Source organism: Hyphobacterium sp. CCMP332, from assembly GCA_014323545.1.
Classification (GTDB): Bacteria; Bacteroidota; Bacteroidia; order Cytophagales; family CCMP332; genus CCMP332.
Map to the genome: position 1 here is coordinate 413482 of CP058647.1, position 21519 is coordinate 435000.

Annotated in this window: 7 protein-coding genes and 2 rRNA genes (1 of these 9 only partly in view); 4 read left to right on the top strand and 5 right to left on the bottom strand. The window is 41.4% G+C overall.

Annotated features, from left to right (window positions below):
* The first annotated feature begins 14 nt into the window (after positions 1–14).
* The 3 genes from HZR84_01760 (at position 15) to HZR84_01770 (ending at position 13134) form a co-directional block, all read left to right on the top strand.
* Complete coding sequence (locus HZR84_01760; GenBank protein QNL20725.1) at positions 15–2768, top strand: T9SS type A sorting domain-containing protein; 2754 nt, start codon at positions 15–17, stop codon at positions 2766–2768.
* A gap of 140 nt (positions 2769–2908) precedes the next feature.
* On the top strand, positions 2909–8665 hold the full coding sequence (locus HZR84_01765; protein ID QNL20726.1) for a right-handed parallel beta-helix repeat-containing protein: 5757 nt from the start codon (positions 2909–2911) through the stop codon (positions 8663–8665).
* Between the two features lie 95 nt (positions 8666–8760).
* Positions 8761–13134 (top strand): T9SS type A sorting domain-containing protein, encoded by a 4374-nt coding sequence (locus HZR84_01770; GenBank protein ID QNL20727.1) that lies wholly within the window; start codon positions 8761–8763, stop codon positions 13132–13134.
* Positions 13135–13199: 65 nt separating this feature from the next.
* Here the strand turns inward: HZR84_01770 and HZR84_01775 are convergent, their stop codons facing one another.
* A complete protein-coding gene (locus HZR84_01775) occupies positions 13200–15941 on the bottom strand; it encodes a DNA gyrase/topoisomerase IV subunit A (GenBank protein ID QNL20728.1) in 2742 nt (913 codons plus the stop codon).
* 48 nt (positions 15942–15989) lie between these two features.
* Between HZR84_01775 and HZR84_01780 the strand changes: the two genes are divergently transcribed.
* On the top strand, positions 15990–16421 hold the full coding sequence (locus tag HZR84_01780) for a hypothetical protein (GenBank protein QNL20729.1): 432 nt from the start codon (positions 15990–15992) through the stop codon (positions 16419–16421).
* Here the strand turns inward: HZR84_01780 and HZR84_01785 are convergent.
* From HZR84_01785 to HZR84_01800, 4 genes are all read right to left on the bottom strand, one after another.
* Positions 16418–18277: a type IIA DNA topoisomerase subunit B gene (locus tag HZR84_01785; GenBank protein QNL20730.1), complete on the bottom strand. Its 1860-nt coding sequence runs from the start codon at positions 18275–18277 to the stop codon at positions 16418–16420. The genes HZR84_01780 and HZR84_01785 overlap by 4 nt on opposite strands.
* Complete coding sequence (locus HZR84_01790) at positions 18267–18770, bottom strand: hypothetical protein (GenBank protein QNL20731.1); 504 nt, start codon at positions 18768–18770, stop codon at positions 18267–18269. Before HZR84_01790 ends, HZR84_01785 begins: the two co-directional genes overlap by 11 nt.
* Positions 18771–18895: 125 nt before the next feature.
* Positions 18896–19006, bottom strand: a 5S ribosomal RNA gene (gene rrf, locus HZR84_01795).
* 142 nt (positions 19007–19148) lie between these two features.
* Positions 19149–21519: ribosomal RNA gene (locus tag HZR84_01800) — 23S ribosomal RNA — on the bottom strand (it continues 534 nt past the right edge of the window).

Below are 21519 nucleotides of genomic sequence, written 5' to 3' on the forward strand. Positions count from 1 at the left end.
ATAAAATCCCGATTATGAAAAATATAATTACCCTATCTCTGTTTTTTGCATTTTCGATTTTTTCTTTTGATAATGTAATTTTTGCACAAGCAACTCAAATACCCCTACCTGGTCAAATCACAACCTATAATGGCAATGTAAGAGGCTTTTGGTTTACAGCTCCCATAGATATGAAGATTACCGGATTAAGAATTCCTTCAGGGGCTGGGGCAGGATCCCAAAATATTGAATTCTTTATTTTTCCCACCCCTCCTCCACCATTTCCCGGAACAATAACCAATTATACTTCAGCAATCTATATACAAGGCGCTCCCAACGGTGTCATTCAAAATGTTGACATTGATATTTCAGCAGGAGAGCATGTCGGAGTATTAGGACAGGCAGGAACATTAACTTCCTATGGGCCCACCGGACAATATACAAGTACAATTGATGGAAATGCCGTGACCTTAACCAGACTTTTATATCAGGGGTCCATTTCTACGGGACCTGCAGGTGCTATTAGTGAAGAGCTCAATGGAAATCTCGGTTTAATTGAGGTCTATTGGGAATTCCCTATTACAGCTCCGAATGATGTCGGTATAGTTTCCATAGACTCCCCCACGGTCTTTTGCCCGGGTATATTTGACATTTATGCCACAATAAGAAACTTTGGTATAAATCAAATTGACTCTGCCATCATCAACTGGTCTATTGATGGTGTTTTGCAAGCGCCCGTCAATTACGTTGGTTTTCTTGACACAGCCGGAGGAACCGGCTCAAATACAGCATCTGTTCTTTTGGGTACAAATAATTTTGCTACAAACAACCCCTATACCATTTCAGCCTGGACCTCTATGCCAAATGGAGTATTAGATACAATAACACAAAATGATACAATCGTAGATATAATTCAATCCAACCTTCCACCCCCAACAAATATTACTGCTTCTGCTTTATTTAGCACCCAGGCTACCATTATCTGGACCGGTGGATCTGCCAATTCATGGCTATACCAAAATTTACCCGCAGGAACATCACCCACCGGGATTGGTTCTGCCTTGAGCAATGCTACGGTTACACTTACAGGGTTGACTCAAAATACCATGTATGATTTTTATGTTCGTGAAGTTTGTCCTTCGGGCGATACTTCAGCCTGGGCCCTTTTCTCATATACAACACCTTGCGCCTTATATGTAGCACCCTTTTTTGAAGATTTCGATGGAGCCCAATGGAGCTTAACTTCGCCTTTTGATATTGATCAGTGCTGGAACAGGACAACCAATTCTGCACCTTTTTGGAGAGTAGAGGATTTGAATACCACTTCCTTAAATACGGGTCCTTCGGGAGATGTAAGTGGAAATGGAAAATATATTTATATGGAAACAAGCGGTGGATCAGCAAGTCAGACTTCAGAATTGGAATCACCACCTATTGATATAAGTGCTTTATCAGCGCCTCAGGTTGAATTTTACTATCACATGTATGGTGCCACCATGGGGACGCTAAATCTTGATGTTACCGATAGTGCCGGAAACTGGGTCAATATCTGGTCGCTTTCAGGCCAACAACAAACCTCTGAATCGGATCCATGGATTAACGTTTCGGTTCCATTCAGCCCATCATCTGATACTGTCAATTTCAGATTCCAGGGCATTAGAGGTACTAGTTTTACGGGAGACATGTCTGTTGATGAAGTCAGATTAAGAGATGCGCCAAACAACGATTTGGCTTTAACCGCAATCAATGGTTTACAGACAGCCTGTGGATTGGGAAGCAATGAGTCATTTACAGTGGATGTTGAAAACAAGGGAGCCATTACCCAAAATAATTTCGACATAGAATATTCTGTCAATGGCGGACCATTCATAATAGGTGCATCTGCCAGTGCTCCTCTCCCGTTTGCACAGACGCAGACATATACGATTTCAAGCGTAGACCTTTCAGGTCCGGGACAGAAATGCATCGATGTAAGGGTGGTTTTGGCCAATGATGAAGACTCTCTCAACAATGCATTGCCTCAGGTTTGTATTTTCAATCAAGCCGTACCAAGCATTAATTCCATCACAAACGGAGAAGTATGTAATGGGGGGCCGGTAACATTAACAGCGACCTTTACGGGAGACAATCTCAACTGGTATGACGATGCCGCTTTAACGAATCAGGTAAACAGTGGTACCACATATACCGCTAATTTTACACAGACAACTGTTTTGTATTTGCAAGCTATAAACGCCAATGGATGTACAGCACCTATACAAACCATTACGGCTGAGGTTAATTTCACCCCAACAGTAAATTTCACTTCCATTGCCAATAATTGTACGGTAGACTTTACGAGCATTGTCAGCAATAATACCGATAGCGTAAGATGGGATTTTGGAGATGGAGTAGGTACAAGTGCTCAACTTAACCCTATTTATACCTATTCTAGTGCTCAGTCCTTTTTAGTAAGTTTGACAGCTTATGACGGAACCTGCTTTAAAGATACCACAAAAGCAATTTTTGTAAATTGTCAGGTCGGTTTGGAAAACAATTCATGGGCCAAAGAAATAAACTTATTCCCAAATCCCAGTTTGGGTCTTGTTAAAATCGATATTCAAAATGTAGAGGAATCTATATTGATATTGATAATTGATTCAAAAGGACAGGAAGTTTTTAAGCGCGAATTTTACGGAAATAATAATTTTAATACTGATTTAAATCTTAGCCAATTAAACCCGGGCTCTTATATAGTAAGTTTTAATTCAGGAAACAAAAGGGCGAACAAGAAATTGACAATAAAGTAAATATTAAGCCAAATAATCCTATGCCTCTCAATAATGAGAGGCTTTTCATATTCATATACTTATTTCACTTTTTTTTAGTCTAAACGGTTTTTTTATCTTTATAAGCCTATTATAAGAACATCCTCAAAAATCTTTAGCACATGAAATCTTTTTACAGATCAAAATTGATAATACTAGCGACTTTTTTAGCATTTTTCTATTGCCCTGATATTTTTTCTCAGGCATATAATGTGACCTTACCTCAGCAATGTAATCCGAATACTGGTGGGACTGAAATTGTTACTTTTAACAATGTGCCTCCAAATGCAAATGGTGATGCAACAATTGTAATTACCTACAGAGGCGATTTAAATAGTACTACTGAAACCATTGATTTTTTCGGAGAAGGAGGAGTATTGTTAGGAACATCAAATATTATTCCGGCTCAATGTACAGGAATTGATTCTTCAACCTATGTAGTACCATTTGCAACATTTTTGAACTGGGCTTCCGATGGGAATGTGGTAATTACAGCTCAGGCTACAACAGCAGTTAATAGTGGTTTAACAGGATGTATAAATCTTTCCTCGTTTTGTGTTACCGTAAGATTAGAATATCCTGTGACTACAGCGCCCAATGATATTGGTGTAACTTCTTTAGATAGCCCGGGAGTTTTTTGTGCAGGTAATCAAAATTTATACGCTCGTATTTCAAATTACGGAACAAATCAAGTCAATAATTTTACTGTTAACTGGGCCTTTAATGGTGTTTTAGAAACTCCCATACCTGTAACTCAGCTATTGGATACTGTTAATGGAACCGGAAATACACAAACGTCTGTTTTCCTGGGTACCAAAAATATTAGCAATAAAGATACCATCGAAGTTTGGACCAGTAATCCAAATGGTGCTACAGATACAGTAACCGTCAACGATTCTCTTTATCAAGTGCTGACACCTTCCCTTAATGGGAACCTTGTAGTTGGTTCAAGTATTGGTGCCGACTATGCTAATTTTTCCTCTTTGGTTACTGATCTAAACGCTGTAGGTGTTTGCGGACCTGTGAATGTTTCAGTAGAACCGGGTACTTACAATGAATTTATAAATTTAGGGCCTATAGTTGGTAGTTCATCTACCAATACACTTACCATCGACGGTGGAGATACCAGTCTGGTAAATATTTCGCATGATGGTTCCACTCAATCATCTACAATAAAACTCGCCGGTGCAGATTGGGTAACGATTAAAAATTTGACGGTTTCTTCTACTTCAACAGGATTTGATTCATGGGGTATATTGCTAATGATGGGGGCTGATCATAATACCATTGACAGCTGTAATATTGTCTTACCCATTTCTACAAATGATGACCGATGCGGGATTCTAGCCTCTTCAAGTGAAACCACAGATTTTGGCGAGGGTAATAATGCCAATTATACCACAGTTTCTAATTGTGTTATTTCAGGTGGGGATAGAAACATCACTTTTGAAGGAGGTACCGCGGGAAGCTGGAATGTTGGCAATAAATTTATTAATAATACCCTTCGATTTGCTGATGATTTTGGTTTTTATGGAGATGAGCAGGATTCCTTGGTATTTCAAGGCAATACTATAAGCGATATTCAACAAGCCATAAACGGTGATGGATTTTACAGCTTTGATTTTGAAAACCTAACTTTTAGAGAAAACATTATTAATGTGCCTGATTGGGCAGTCTATTGTGCTGACTTAAATGTAGATGGTATTGGCGGCAATTCGGTTATTGCGAATAATTTTATCACTTCTAATAATGATTACGGTCTGTATATCATTGATGGTGAAAACGTTGATATTTTCCATAACACAATATTTGGTGAGCCTGCCATTTATCTGGACTATTCTTTTGACGGTTTAGATAGTTTAGATGTTAGAAATAATATTTTTATTTCCAATAATGATAATGCATTTGAAATAGATGTCAATACAGGTACAACCGGTGTTACAAGCCTTGACAATAATATTTACGAAACCAGCGGAACTGCATTTGTGGTTTGGGAAGGCACCTCCTATCCGGATCTGATTACATGGCAAGGTTCTTTTCCTCAGTTTAACGCAGGGTCCTATGAAGGAGACCCAATTTTCTTCGCTCCGGGAGATTATCATGTAGTGGGTCCATTGGCAAATAATCAGGGTTCCCCTACTCCTATTACAATAGATCTTGACGGCGATGCCCGAAGTGCAACCATTCCGGATATAGGAGCTGATGAATATGCTTTAATAACCGATGATGCCGGTGTTGTTTCTATTGACTCGCCTTCTGTCTTTTGCCCGGGTTCATTTGATGTATATGCCAGAATAGCAAACTTTGGTATCAATCAAATATCAAGTGCTACAGTAAACTGGGCCGTTGATGGTGTCTTGCAATCTCCTGCAAGTTTCTCTGGTTTACTGGATACTCTCGGTGGTACAGGTAGCAGATTTGGACTTGTATTACTCGGTAATTTTAATTTTGCAACAAATAATCCATATCTAATTGAGGCATGGACCACCAATCCAAATGGGAATGCAGATTTAAATAGCACTAATGACTCATTAGAAACGGCCATACAATCTAATTTGCCTCCACCATCCAATATCAATTTGCAGGCTATTTCATCTAGCCAGGCTACATTGGGATGGACAGGCGGCTCAGCCAATACTTGGCTATGGGGTAACGTACTTTCCGGACAAACTTTTATTGGAAATGGAACCCCTGTGTCATCAGCTTCAGTGACTGTTACAGGTTTAACACCAAAAACAGCTTATGATTTTTATGTCAGAGAAGTGTGTGCAACCGGTGATACATCTGCATGGGCAGGACCTTTTACATATACTACGCCATTTTTCTGTCCACCGAATGCTTACTGTTTTACACATTGTGGAGCTAGTGGTCGCTTTGGCCCAAGTCAGGGAGATTGTAATTCTGCCTATAATGGAACCAACCTTTCAGGACAAGTTACCGTAAATGGCGGAATTCAGGAATGGACGATACCAGGTGGTGGACTTTATGAGATTGAAGTTTCCGGTGCTCAGGGTTTTGGAACCTTTGGTGGTCGGGGAGCCAGAATGAAAGGTGACTTTTTATTTAGTGGTGGAGAAACAGTAAAAATCCTTGTCGGACAAAAAGGTGCTCCCCCTGTAGGTTCAGGAACCAACCAATTTGGTGGTGGAGGTGGTACTTTCATAACTGATAACTCTAATAACCCAATAATCATTGCCGGTGGCGGTGGTGGTTCATGGGCCCCGGCTTTTACAAATATTACAGATGCCCCTGTAACAACCGCCGGTAATTCCGGTGGCGGAACCGGTAGTACCGGTGGAGCCGGAGGAACAGCCGGACAAGGTGGTTCTACATCAATATCTGCCGATGGCGGTGGTGGACTACTCGGCAATGGTACAGGTACTGCCGGTGGATTTGCTTTTGTGAACGGCGGAAATGGTGGTATTACGACCGGAAGTGGCGGAGAAGGCGGCTTTGGCGGCGGTGGTGGTGCCAGCAGTTGGAACAATCGTCGTGGTGGCGGTGGTGGTGGATACTCCGGAGGTGGAGGTTCACACGGTGGAACTACAGGTTTCCCCGAAGCTGGAGGTGGTGGTTCCTTTAATGCCGGAACCAACCAGTTTAACCTTGCAGGAGCAAATGTGGATGATGGAACTGTAATAATAAGACCTTTATCTTCTGGTGCACCAAATGATGTAGGTATTGTTGGAATTGATTCTCCTGCAGTATTCTGCCCGGGTACCGAAGATGTTTGGGCAACCATTAATAATTATGGAACAACACAAGTAACTACTGTAACCGTTGACTGGTCAGTTGATGGCGTTTTGCAACCAACGGTCACCTTCACCGGTAATTTGGATACTATCGGTGGTACAGGTGCGACTACAGGTCAAATATTGTTGGGAAGTTTTAGTTTCTCCACAAATAACCCATACAATGTCTCAGTATGGACATCGAATCCTAATGGAATGACCGATACGGTAGGACAAAATGATACGGCGAGTAGAGTCGTTCAATCGAGCTTACCACCTCCAACAGGATTGGCAGTGAATAATTTGTTTTCTACACAAGGAGACATGTCATGGAATCCGGGTGCTTTGGCCAATTCATGGTTATGGGTAAACGTGCCTGCAGGTAATTTACCAAGTGGAATAGGCACAGCTTCTTCCACACCAAATGTAACCGTAACAGGTTTGACTCAAAATACGTCTTACGATTTCTATGTAAGGGAAGTTTGTCCATCGGGTGATACTTCCGCATGGGCAGGACCTTTGAGCTACACGACTCCATGTGCGATTTATATTGCACCTTTCTTCGAAGCATTTGATGGTCCCGCCTGGAGTTTGGTGTCTCCATTTGACATAGATCAGTGTTGGAATAAAACAACCACGACAGCGCCATTCTGGAGAACAGAAGACCTAACGACTAGTTCAGGGAGTACTGGTCCGGCCGGTGATGTAAGTGGAACTGGAAAATATGTTTATCTGGAAACCAGTGGTGGTTCTGCAGGTCAAACTTCTGAATTGGAATCTCCGCCGATTGATATTAGCGGGCTTTCAGCACCTCAGGTTGAGTTTTTCTATCACATGTACGGTGCTACTATGGGTACATTGAATTTAGACGTATTGGATAGTGCGGGTAACTGGGTGAATATCTGGACTCTTTCCGGACCTCAACAAAATACAACAACTGATCCTTGGGTCAATGTTGCCGTTCCTTTTAACCCGTCAACCGATACAGTGCAATTCAGATTCCAGGGTGTTCGCGGAACAAGCTTTACCGGGGATATGGCCGTTGACGAAGTGAGATTAAGAGATGCACCAAATAATGATCTGGCTTTAACTGCAATTAACGGATTACAAACGGCCTGCGGATTAGGTAGCAATGAGTCCTTTACCGTAGATGTGGAAAACAAAGGTGCCAATACTCAGAATGTCTTTGATATTGAATATTCTGTCAATGGAGGGGCATACATCATTGGTGCTTCTGCTTCTGCACCTTTAGCATTTGCACAAACACAGACCTATACAATTTCCGGTGTGGATCTTTCAGGTCCCGGTCAGAAATGCATTGATGTGCGTGTTGTGTTAGCTGGTGATGAAGATTCAACCAATAATGCATTGCCTCAACTTTGTATTTTCAATCAGGCCGTGCCTACAATTGATTCAATAATCAACGGTGAAGTTTGTAATGGTGGTTCTGTAACCCTTCAGGTATTATTTACAGGAGATAATCTCAACTGGTATGACGATGCCGCTTTAACTAATCAAGTGAATAGCGGTTCAACATATACAGCCAATTTTACACAAACAACCGTTCTGTACATACAGGCCATTAATTCTAACGGATGTACTGCTCCAATACAAACCATTACAGCAGAAGTTAACTTCACACCTACTGTGAATTTCACGCAATCTGTAAATAATTGTACAGTGGACTTTACCGGATTGGTTAGCAATAACACCGATAGCGTGCGATGGACATTTGGTGACCCACTGAATGGAACGAGTACACAAATCAATCCAACTTACATTTACGCCAGTGCTCAGTCATTTCTAATTACACTTACAGCCTATGATGGAACCTGTTCAAAGGATACCACTAAAGCTGTATTTGTTAATTGTCAGGGTGTAGGTTTAAGCTCGAATAGCTGGACCAGGGAAATCAGTTTATTCCCGAATCCAAGTTCCGGTAGTGTCACTTTTGATATCCCTAATACAGAAGAAACAATATTGATATCTGTAATTGATATTAAAGGCCAGGAAGTATTCAGACAAGAATACAGCGCGGGAAATAAATTTAACAAAGTGATCGACCTATCCTATCTCGATGCCGGGCAATACTTTGTTAACATGTATTCGGGTGATCGTTCTGCAGTTAAAAAACTGACGATTGAATAACAAATCAAGTTTTCAAATTGAATTTAAGCCACTCAAAATGAGTGGCTTTTTTATTATGAAATTTGTAACTTGAAAGAATAATATAAGTTCGGATTATGAGAAAATATTTACTGTTACTCGTCTTAATTGCCTCGAGTTTATCAATTACAGCTCAAAATGGCACAGTTCCGGAGTTGATGTATTACAAATTTAACGGTACCGGAATCAATGTTCAAAATCATGCTTCAAGCCCTGTAGGCACTAATCCTGCAATAATTAATGGTGGTTTTAGTCAAGGAGGTGCAGGCCAATTTGGTACTGGTCTTGTCGGCACAACAGGAACAGGGACAAGTAATAATGTAAACACTGGTTGGTCTACGAGTTTGACAGGTTCGTGGACTATATCATTTTACTCTTCCAACATCACTCCTAGCGCAACATTGTGGTATATTTTTGGAGATCCCGGGGCAGGAGGATTTCGTTGTTTTACAAACGGTGTAGCTGGGGCAAATAATTGGATTTTAAGAGGTCCCATACCCGATTTGTTAGCGAACGGCGCAGCCACAGTAGCACCACACGTAACACATTTTGTATACGACTCCCCAAATGGAATGTTAATGTCATATGTTGACGGAGTCTTGAACACAACAGTAACAGTACCGAATCCTATTACTATTTCCGGCGCTGGTCCATTTACTGTTGGAGCCTATAGTGGAAATTCTACATTACCTGCAGGTGGAATCATGGATGAATTTAGGTTTTATAATAGAGCTCTGGATGCTATGGAAATAGCAAATACCTGGAATATGGAATTGCCACTTAGTTTTGCACCTAACGATGTAGGTATCGTTTCAATCGATTCACCTACAGTTTTTTGTCCTGGAACTTTTAATGTTTATGCGACAATTCAAAACTTTGGTACAAACCAGGTAACGTCTGCTACTGTCAACTGGTCTGTTGATGGAATTTTACAAACTTCTGTTAATTTCAACGGAACACTTGATACAACTGGTGGTACCGGATCAAATACAGCCTCTGTTCTTCTGGGATCATTTGTTTTTGCAAACAATAATCCATTCTCTGTTGCTTCTTGGACTACTTTACCTAATGGTGTGGCTGATACTGTTACTCAAAATGATTCAACTATTGCAATTCTTCAATCAAATTTACCGCCTCCTACTAATATTATGACTTCTGCAATTAGTTCCAGTCAGGCAACTTTAACCTGGTCGGGTGGATCTGCAAACTCATGGTTGTGGTCAAATGTATCACCGGGAAACCCACCATTTGGTCCCGGAACTGTTGCAAGTACTGCATCTGCAACGGTAACTGGATTAACACCAAAAACAGCTTATGATTTTTATGTCAGAGAAGTGTGTGCAACTGGTGACACATCTGCATGGGCAGGACCTTTTACATATACTACGCCATTTTTCTGTCCACCGAATGCTTACTGTTTTACACATTGTGGAGCTAGCGGTCGTTTTGGCCCAAGTCAGGGAGATTGTAATTCTGCCTATAATGGTACCAACCTTTCTGGACAAGTTACCGTAAATGGCGGAATTCAGGAATGGACGATTCCAGGTGGTGGACTTTATGAGATTGAAGTTTCCGGTGCTCAGGGTTTTGGAACCTTTGGTGGTCGGGGAGCCAAAATGAAAGGTGACTTTTTATTTAGTGGTGGAGAAACAGTAAAAATCCTTGTCGGACAAAAAGGTGCTCCCCCTGTAGGTTCAGGAACCAACCAATTTGGTGGTGGAGGTGGTACTTTCATAACTGATAACTCTAATAACCCAATAATCATTGCCGGTGGCGGTGGTGGTTCATGGGCCCCGGCTTTTACAAATATTACAGATGCGCCGGTAACAACTGCCGGTAATTCCGGTGGCGGAACCGGTAGTACCGGTGGAGCCGGAGGAACTGCTGGCCAAGGTGGTTCTACATCAATATCTGCCGATGGCGGTGGTGGACTATTGGGAAATGGCACTGGTACTGCCGGAGGATTTGCTTTTGTGAACGGCGGAAATGGTGGTATTACGACCGGAAGTGGCGGAGAAGGCGGCTTTGGCGGTGGTGGTGGTGCCAGTAGTTTTAATAATCGTCGTGGTGGCGGTGGTGGTGGATACTCCGGAGGTGGAGGTTCACACGGTGGAACTACAGGTTTCCCCGAAGCTGGAGGTGGTGGTTCCTTTAATGCCGGAACCAACCAGTTTAACCTTGCAGGAGCAAATGTGGATGATGGAACTGTAATAATAAGACCTTTATCTTCTGGTGCACCAAATGATGTAGGTATTGTAGGAATTGATTCTCCTGCAGTATTCTGCCCGGGTACCGAAGATGTTTGGGCAACCATTAATAATTATGGAACAACACAAGTAACTACTGTAACCGTTGACTGGTCAGTTGATGGCGTTTTGCAACCAACGGTCACCTTCACCGGTAATTTGGATACTATCGGTGGTACAGGTGCGACTACAGGTCAAATATTGTTGGGAAGTTTTAGTTTCTCCACAAATAACCCATACAATGTCTCAGTATGGACATCGAATCCTAATGGAATGACCGATACGGTAGGACAAAATGATACGGCGAGTAGAGTCGTTCAATCGAGCTTACCACCTCCAACAGGATTGGCAGTGAATAATTTGTTTTCTACACAAGGAGACATGTCATGGAATCCGGGTGCTTTGGCCAATTCATGGTTATGGGTAAACGTGCCTGCAGGTAATTTACCAAGTGGAATAGGCACAGCTTCTTCCACACCAAATGTAACCGTAACAGGTTTGACTCAAAATACGTCTTACGATTTCTATGTAAGGGAAGTTTGTCCATCGGGTGATACTTCCGCATGGGCAGGACCTTTGAGCTACACGACTCCATGTGCGATTTATATTGCACCTTTCTTCGAAGCATTTGATGGTCCCGCCTGGAGTTTGGTGTCTCCATTTGACATAGATCAGTGTTGGAATAAAACAACCACGACAGCGCCATTCTGGAGAACAGAAGACCTAACGACTAGTTCAGGGAGTACTGGTCCGGCCGGTGATGTAAGTGGAACTGGAAAATATGTTTATCTGGAAACCAGTGGTGGTTCTGCAGGTCAAACTTCTGAATTGGAATCTCCGCCGATTGATATTAGCGGGCTTTCAGCACCTCAGGTTGAGTTTTTCTATCACATGTACGGTGCTACTATGGGTACATTGAATTTAGACGTATTGGATAGTGCGGGTAACTGGGTGAATATCTGGACTCTTTCCGGACCTCAACAAAATACAACAACTGATCCTTGGGTCAATGTTGCCGTTCCTTTTAACCCGTCAACCGATACAGTGCAATTCAGATTCCAGGGTGTTCGCGGAACAAGCTTTACCGGGGATATGGCCGTTGACGAAGTGAGATTAAGAGATGCACCAAATAATGATCTGGCTTTAACTGCAATTAACGGATTACAAACGGCCTGCGGATTAGGTAGCAATGAGTCCTTTACCGTAGATGTGGAAAACAAAGGTGCCAATACTCAGAATGTCTTTGATATTGAATATTCTGTCAATGGAGGGGCATACATCATTGGTGCTTCTGCTTCTGCACCTTTAGCATTTGCACAAACACAGACCTATACAATTTCCGGTGTGGATCTTTCAGGTCCCGGTCAGAAATGCATTGATGTGCGTGTTGTGTTAGCTGGTGATGAAGATTCAACCAATAATGCATTGCCTCAACTTTGTATTTTCAATCAGGCCGTGCCTACAATTGATTCAATAATCAACGGTGAAGTTTGTAATGGTGGTTCTGTAACCCTTCAGGTATTATTTACAGGAGATAATCTCAACTGGTATGACGATGCCGCTTTAACTAATCAAGTGAATAGCGGTTCAACATATACAGCCAATTTTACACAAACAACCGTTCTGTACATACAGGCCATTAATTCTAACGGATGTACTGCTCCAATACAAACCATTACAGCAGAAGTTAACTTCACACCTACTGTGAATTTCACGCAATCTGTAAATAATTGTACGGTGGACTTTACCGGATTGGTTAGCAATAACACCGATAGCGTGCGATGGACATTTGGTGACCCACTGAATGGAACGAGTACACAAATCAATCCAACTTACATTTACGCCAGTGCTCAGTCATTTCTAATTACACTTACAGCCTATGATGGAACCTGTTCAAAGGATACCACTAAAGCTTTATTTGTCAATTGCCAGGGTGTGGGTTTAAGTTCGAATAGCTGGACCAGGGAAATCAGTTTATTCCCGAATCCAAGTTCCGGTAGTGTCACTTTTGATATCCCTAATACAGAAGAAACAATCTTGATTTCTGTAATTAATATTAAAGGTCAGGAAGTGTTCAGACAGGAGTACAGCGCGGGAAATAAATTTAACAAAGTGATCGACCTATCCTATCTCGATGCCGGGCAATACTTTGTTAACATGTATTCGGGTGATCGTTCTGCAGTTAAAAAACTGACGATTGAATAAACACTGCTAGTAGACATAATAAAACCTCCTCAGAAATTGAGGAGGTTTTTTATAAATAGAATATACTACTTTTCTTCCCCAAACATTCCCAGTTGGGAGTTGTCATCTTTTTTAGGCTTGATTTCAAGTTCAATACTGGTCCCGGGACTCAAAATCTCATCTTCCTTTTCTTTCTCCTCTTCTTTTGTCTTTGTAGGCAGTTGAGTATCGGTACTTTTAATTGTCTTTGGCTTTTCCGGATTTGTGTTGTCAGAAGCCAATTCTGTGGATTCATCTTTGTTAGATTCCTCCTTGCTCAATTCGGTTTTCTCGTTGTTCTTTTCTCTTGTGATTAAGTCAAGTTTGTGAAATTTTTCAATCGGAAATTTATTTCCTATTGACTTCCAACCTTTAACATCAATTATCTCGCTTAAATCCACTCGTTTTTTCTCAACACCCTTACTTCCTTTTTTAATGGTTACTTCGATTTCTGTTTCATCTCCATAACCCGCCCACTGTAATTTTGAACCTTTGGACTCCCCTATGAAACTGAATTTTTTATTCAGGGTACTTGTCTCGATTAAAAAGCGTTTTACATAATTGGTCTTATTTTCTGAATCGTAATGAATGGCATTGATTGATTTGTTTTCATCAAACTTATAAAGTTTAATGACCTTAGAGGATTCAAAGCGATTCGTTAGCTCGAAATTGCTCAGCTCATAAGATCCGTCTTTGTACAGTACAAGAATATGTTCTTCACCGTTAAATTCTCCAAGTGAGTAGCCTCTTTCTTCTCTATTCAGTCTACCTGTTGTCTCATCGTACCAAATTTCCAAACCCCCCAGAGTTGAAGCTCCCTTTTCCAATAATTCTATTTTTCTTACAGGATATTTGGTTAGAATATTTCCTTTTGCATTACGACCTTTGATTTCCAAGGTAGAAAAATCGAATTCAAAAACTTTGTTTCGAGCTTTTGACCCCGCGGTAAGCTTTACTGTAATTAACTCATTTTCACCATTCGGATTAGCCGAGAAATAATGCACTTTTGATCCTTTTGCTCCGGTTGTAAGATCGTATTCCTTATCGCGTGTCACAGAACTTACCTGAAATCTTTTAATCATTGAGCGCCCGGTTTTTCCATCCAGATAGACACAGTGATAAACCATACGCTCATCATTTTTCTTAAAAATGCCTGCATATATAATTCCCTTGCCTACAAATACCTTATCAGCAATTCTGGAAATCTGGTATTTGCCGTCAGAGCGGAAAACTATAATATCATCGAGGTCAGAGCATTCTGTAACAAATTCATCTTTTTTGAGACCATAGCCCATAAATCCGTCGTCACGGTTGATGTACAACTTGACATTATTAGCAGCAACTACATGGGCCTCTATACTATCGAATGATTTGATTTCTGTTTTTCTTTCTCTGCCCGGACCGTATTTTTCTTTCAGTTTTTCAAAATAGGCAATGGAGTAATCTGTGAGATTAGCCAAATGATGCTCAACTTCCTTTAACTCCTCCTGAAGCCTGTTCATAAGTTCATCAGCTTTGAAAGCATCGAATTTTGAAATTCTTTTAATTTTTATCTCCGTTAAACGGACGATATCCTCTTCTGAAATCTCTCTGTAAAACTCTTTTTTAAATGGATCAAGGCCGTTATCTATGGTTTGAATTACCGCTTCCCAGGTTTCGCATTCTTCGATGTCTCGGTAAATTCTATTTTCAATAAATATCTTTTCCAGTGAAGAAAATAAGAGTTTTTCCAATAACTCATTTCTTCTTATTTCCAGCTCTTTATTAAGCAGGTCTTTGGTATTTTCAGTGGAGATTTTTAAGATCTCATTTACACCAATAAATCTTGGTTTATCTTCAACAATCACACAGGCATTAGGAGATATTGATACCTCACAATCGGTAAAAGCGTAAAGCGCATCAATTGTAATATCCGGAGAAACACCCGGGCTTAAATAAACAAAGATCTCGATGTCTTTGGCTGTATTATCAACAACCTGTTTAATTTTGATTTTTCCGGAATCATTGGCCTTAATAATGGAATCAATAAGATTTACAGTTGTTGTGCCATAAGGAATATCTTTAATTACCAATGTCTTTTTATCATACACTTCGATATGAGACCTAACCTTTATTTTGCCTCCTTTTAAACCATCATTGTATTGACTAAAGTCTGCCATTCCTCCATTTGGAAAGTCAGGAACAATATTTATCTTTTTCTCCTTGAGTATTCTGATTGACGCATCACATAATTCAATAAAATTATGGGGCATAATTTTAGTGGCAAGACCAACCGCTATCCCCTCTACGCCTTGCGCTAACAGCAAAGGAAATTTCATAGGAAGAAATACCGGTTCGCGCTTTCTTCCATCGTAGGAAAGTTGCCAGTCTGTCAATTTCTCATTAAAAGCTACTTCAAGGGCAAATTTTGAAAGTCTGGCTTCGATATACCTCGGGGCAGCAGCATTATCTCCTGTTCTGATGTCACCCCAATTTCCCTGGGTTTCAATCAAGAGTTCTTTCTGACCTAAATTAACGATGGCATCAATTATTGAGGCATCACCGTGCGGGTGGAATTGCATGGTGCTACCAACCACATTGGCCACTTTGTTGAATCTGCCATCATCAATTTCTTTTAATGCATGAAGTATCCTCCTTTGAACCGGCTTTAAACCATCGACAACCGAAGGAACAGCGCGTTCAAGGATTACATAAGAGGCATAATCCAAAAACCAATTCTCATAAAGATCGTTTACAGGTTGTATATCTTGTATGATATTCTCTTCTTCATCCTTATTTTCGTCAGCCATTGTAAATTGCTAAGAGGTTAGTGAATTGATTTGCGAATTTATAAAATATTGAAAAGCACAAAAGAATTATTCTTTGCGATTCCAAAATACATGAGACATTTATACTTTTTCCTGATTTCCATTTTTTTAATTTCCTGCGACAGTAAAGAAGAACCGGATTTTAGTTTTGAACTAACACAATGGAAAAAAGACAAAAATGCCTGTGAAGGTTTTAGAAGTTCTAATAAATCCGAACTTGTAAATTCGAAAGAGGTTTTTCTTCGCTGGCCTGAAAGACAGGTCAACTCTTTTTTTGGGAGACCGGATCGACACAGATTGTCTAAAAGACATCAAAAGTTTTATGTGTATTTTCTGGAAGAAGGAAAGCAATGTGATCAATCAATTGATGAATACGGTGAATTTCTCCAGTTGAGATTTGATGCCACGGGTTATGTCAATGAAATCGAAATAAGAAATGATTTTGAGCAGCTGATCGATTAAGCCACCAGCTCTTCTTCTAAATCCTTCTCTATTTTTAAATGATTGATAATAAATTGCTGTCTTTCAGGCGTGTTTTTACCCATATAATAAGTTAGCAGCTTTTTGATATGAGTTTCATTGTTAAGATGAACCGGTTGTAAGCGTATATCTTGGCCTATAAAATTTTCAAATTCATTTGGTGATATTTCACCCAAGCCTTTGAATCGGGTAATTTCCGGTTTGTTCCCTAATTTTTTTATCGCATTCTGACGCTCCTGATCATCGTAACAATAAATGGTTTCTTTTTTATTCCTGACCCTGAAAAGTGGGGTTTCTAAAATTGAAACATGCCCGTTTCGAACAAGGTCCGGAAAAAATTGAAGGAAAAAGGTAAGCAATAGCAAGCGAATATGCATTCCATCCACATCCGCATCAGTAGCGATTACAATTTTATTATAACGAAGATCCTCAAGCCCTTCTTCAATATTTAAGGCATGTTGTAAGAGATTGAATTCTTCATTCTCATAAACTACCTTTTTAGTCAATCCAAAACAATTTAAAGGTTTCCCTCTTAAACTAAATACTGCCTGCGTTTCTACATTTCGCGATTTGGTAATGGAACCACTCGCCGAATCACCTTCAGTAATAAATAAGGTCGTATCTAAAGCCTTTTCCTGCTTTTTATCGTTAAGATGGTATCTGCAATCTCTTAGCTTCTTATTGTGAAGGTTGGCCTTCTTTGCCCTGTCATTTGCCAATTTTTTAATACCTGCCAGTTCTTTTCTTTCGCGTTCGGATTGTTGAATTCTTTTTAAGAGCGCTTCTGCAGTTTTTGGAAATTTATGTAAATGATTATCTAAATTCTTTTTTACAAAATCATTGACAAATGTTCTGATGGTCACTCCATCCGGTGCAATATTTTGAGAACCCAGTTTTGTTTTGGTTTGAGATTCAAATACCGGCTCCTGAACCCTGATTGCAATTGCACTCACTATGCCCTGACGTATATCTGAAGGTTCAAAATTCTTATTGTAAAATTCGCGAATGGTTTTAACTACCGCTTCCCGAAAGGCCGCCTGATGAGTTCCTCCCTGTGTGGTGTTTTGTCCATTCACAAAGGAATAATATTCTTCTCCATATTGACTGGAGTGCGATAAACAAATTTCAATATCCTCTCCCTTTAAATGAATAAATGGATAGCGAATACTTTCTTCATCAATTTTTCTGCTTAAAAGATCTTTTAATCCATTTTCAGAATGAAACTTTTGACTATTAAAATAGATAGTCAGCCCTGAATTCAGGTAGGCGTAATTCCAGATTTGATCCTCAATAAATTCATGACGGAATTTATAATGCTTAAATGTTTCACTGTTCGGGTAAAAACTCACAAAAGTGCCATCTCTTTCATCCGTTTTAGATATTTTATGGTCTTCGGTTAATACGCCATCTTTAAATTCGGCCTTTTTTACTTTCCCTTCCCTGTAAGCTTCAACACAAAAATAACTTGAGAGGGCATTCACAGCTTTGGTACCAACACCATTGAGACCCACTGATTTTTGAAAGGCTTCGGAATCGTATTTACCGCCAGTGTTTATTTTAGAAACACAGTCAATAACTTTTCCCAATGGAATCCCTCGTCCGTAATCTCTGATTTCCAAATGGTTATCCCTTAATTTTACATCGATTTTTTTACCAAAACCCATCATATGCTCATCGATGGCATTATCCATAATTTCCTTGAAAAGCACATAAATGCCATCATCATGAGAAGAGCCATCGCCTAGTTTACCTATATACATCCCCGGACGAAGCTGTATGTGTTCTTTCCAATCGAGAGAGCGAATATTGTCTTCTGTATAATTGTGATTAGCTGCCATTTTCAGAATTTACTGGTCCACGATAGATGATAAAAGGAGGAATAATTAAAGTTAAAATTAAAATTGTTGCAAATAATAATAAAGCCACAATAAAAACATTCTGATATGAAAAGACCAAGCCATCATTGCCACTCCAAATCAAAAATATGGTAATCATAAACAACACATTAAAAACCATAAAAATTGAAGTGAGCCATGAGTCTATGTGAATCCGATAGGCATCGCGTTTTTCAGCGTCTTTTCTCCAATTTCTACTCAGAGGAAATACAAATGCCCAGTTCATTTCTCTAATTCCTTTATGAAAAATTCTGGCGATAAAGAATAAAACTGCAAGGGTAATAAGATTATAATTGAAAAATGTTGACTTGCTCATTACCGAATAGGATGCATCAAAAAGGATGATGTCATCGGGAAGATATCCATAAGATAGAATTAGTAATAGACCGGCAGAAACAAAGGACAAAATCCAGAGTACTTTTAGAATTGAGTTCATTATTTATAATTAGGCGGCTAAAATACAACGCAGTCAGAAACTATAAAATTTGTTGTGAATTATAAAAAGTAAGACATAAAAAAACCCCAACTAAAATTACTCTTAATTGGGGTTTATAAATAAAAGTGTGGCGATGACCTACTCTCCCGGCTTTAGACCAGTACCATCGGCGCTGAGGGGCTTAACTGCTCTGTTCGGAATGGGAAGAGGTGGGACCCCCTCGCAGAATCACCACAACATCTTGTCCCGCCCCGATAGTTATCGGCGGCAGGAATGATGGATATCCCTAATGGGATAAATACCTTAGACATGAATGGGACAAAAAGCAGAACGGCAACATCAACCAAATGGTTCTGGTCCCGGTTTGCACCGGGACCCTGAAAGTCTACGGGTAATTAGTACTGCTCGGCTTTGTCATCTCTGACTTTACACCTGCAGCCTATCAACGTCGTCATCTACAACGACCCTTATAAAGAAGCCTCATCTTGAGGGGAGTTTCGCGCTTAGATGCTTTCAGCGCTTATCTCTTCCAAACGTAGCTACTCTGCACTGCACCTGGCGGCACAACAGATACACCAGCGGTTTGTCCAACCCGGTCCTCTCGTACTAAGGTCAGATCCTCTCAAGCTTCTAACGCCCACAACAGATAGAGACCGAACTGTCTCACGACGTTCTGAACCCAGCTCGCGTGCCACTTTAATGGGCGAACAGCCCAACCCTTGGGACCTTCTCCAGCCCCAGGATGTGACGAGCCGACATCGAGGTGCCAAACCTCCCCGTCGATGTGAGCTCTTGGGGAGATCAGCCTGTTATCCCCGGAGTACCTTTTATCCTTTGAGCGATGGCCCATCCATACAGAACCACCGGATCACTATATCCTAGTTTCCTACCTGATCGACTTGTAGGTCTCTCAGTCAAGCACCCTTATGCTATTGCACTCTGCGCATGATTACCATCCATGCTGAGGGTACCTTTGAAAGCCTCCGTTACTTTTTAGGAGGCGACCACCCCAGTCAAACTACCCACCATGCAATGTCCCACCGTAGTGGTTAGACAACAGATAAAAGAAGGGTGGTATTTCACCAACGACTCCACAACCCCTAGCGAGGCCATTTCAACGTCTCCCACCTATCCTACACATCTCTTACCCATTGCCAATGCAAAGCTATAGTAAAGGTTCACGGGGTCTTTTCGTCCCGTTGCGGGTAATCGGCATCTTCACCGATACTACAATTTCACCGAGCTCATGGCTGAGACAGCGCCCAAGTCGTTGCACCATTCGTGCAGGTCGGAACTTACCGACAGGAATTTCGCTACCTTAGGACCGTTATAGTTACGGCCGCCGTTTACTGGGGCTTCAGTTCAGCGCTTCTCATCCGAAGACAATAACGCCCCCCCTTAACCTTCCAGCACCGGGCAGGTGTCAGGCCTTATACGTTGTCTTTCAACTTCGCAAAGCCATGTGTTTTTGCTAAACAGTCGCTTGGGCCTCTTCACTGCGGCCTCCATGAAGTGAGTGTAAACACTACTCCATGGGAGGCACCCTTTCTCCCGAAGTTACAGGGTCATTTTGCCTAGTTCCTTAGCCATGAATCACTCGAGCACCTTAGGATTCTCTCCTCGACTACCTGTGTCGGTTTGCGGTACGGGTCGCTTTATAGTAAACGCTTAGCGGATTTTCTCGGAAGTACGCTTGGGCTCATTATCTACGCTGCCGAAGCATTGTAGTACTGTCAACTTTCAGCATTCAAAGCGGATTTGCCTACTCTAAATATACCTACGGTCTTCAACGAACTATTCCGTCAGTTCGCAGAGCTTACGCCTCTTCGTCTCCACATCACTCTATAAAGCCAGTACGGGAATATTAACCCGTTATCCATCGACTACCCCCTTCGGGTTCGCCTTAGGCCCCGACTAACCCTGATCCGATTAGCGTTGATCAGGAAACCTTAGTCTTGCGGTGGGCGGGTTTCGCACCCGCCTTATCGTTACTTATGCCTACATTTTCTTTTCCAATCGCTCCAACATGCCTCACGACACGCCTTCGCCGCCATTGGAATGCTCTCCTACCACCCTTGCGGGTCCGTAGCTTCGGTAATATGCTTTATGCCCGATTATTATCGATGCCCTGTCGCTCGACCAGTGAGCTGTTACGCACTCTTTGAAGGAATGGCTGCTTCCAAGCCAACCTCCTGGCTGTCTCTGCAACTGGACCTCCTTAGTTCAACTTAGCATATATTTTGGGACCTTAGCTGACGGTCTGGGTTCTTTCCCTCTCGGACCAGGACCTTAGCACCCTAGCCCTCACTCCAGGAGTAATCTACTAGCATTCGGAGTTCATCAGGATTTGGTAGGATGTGACTCCCCCTAGTCCTATTGGTAGCTCTACCTCTAGCAGACATCCTCCCAGGCTGTTCCTAAAAACATTTCGGAGAGTACGAGCTATTTCTCAGTTTGATTGGCCTTTCACCCCTACCCACAGCTCATCCCAAGACTTTTCAACGTCAACGGGTTCGGTCCTCCACCCCGTGTTACCGGAGCTTCAACCTGGCCATGGGTAGATCACCAAGTTTCGCGTCTACCCCACCTGACTATGGCGCCCTGTTCAGACTCGCTTTCGCTGCGGCTGCTCCTGTCTACAGGATTAACCTTGCCAAATAGGTGTAACTCGTAGGCTCATTATGCAAAAGGCACGCCGTCACCCCGATAAATCGGAGCTCCGACCGCTTGTAAGCGCATGGTTTCAGGG

Excerpts from the sequence above, each read along its gene's own strand:
- HZR84_01790 (QNL20731.1), bottom strand. The coding sequence starts at position 18,770 with ATGAACTCAATTCTAAAAGTACTCTGGATTTTGTCCTTTGTTTCTGCC.
- HZR84_01770 (QNL20727.1), top strand. The coding sequence starts at position 8,761 with ATGAGAAAATATTTACTGTTACTCGTCTTAATTGCCTCGAGTTTATCA.
- HZR84_01765 (QNL20726.1), top strand. The coding sequence starts at position 2,909 with ATGAAATCTTTTTACAGATCAAAATTGATAATACTAGCGACTTTTTTA.
- HZR84_01785 (QNL20730.1), bottom strand. The coding sequence starts at position 18,277 with ATGGCAGCTAATCACAATTATACAGAAGACAATATTCGCTCTCTCGAT.
- HZR84_01775 (QNL20728.1), bottom strand. The coding sequence starts at position 15,941 with ATGGCTGACGAAAATAAGGATGAAGAAGAGAATATCATACAAGATATA.
- HZR84_01760 (QNL20725.1), top strand. The coding sequence starts at position 15 with ATGAAAAATATAATTACCCTATCTCTGTTTTTTGCATTTTCGATTTTT.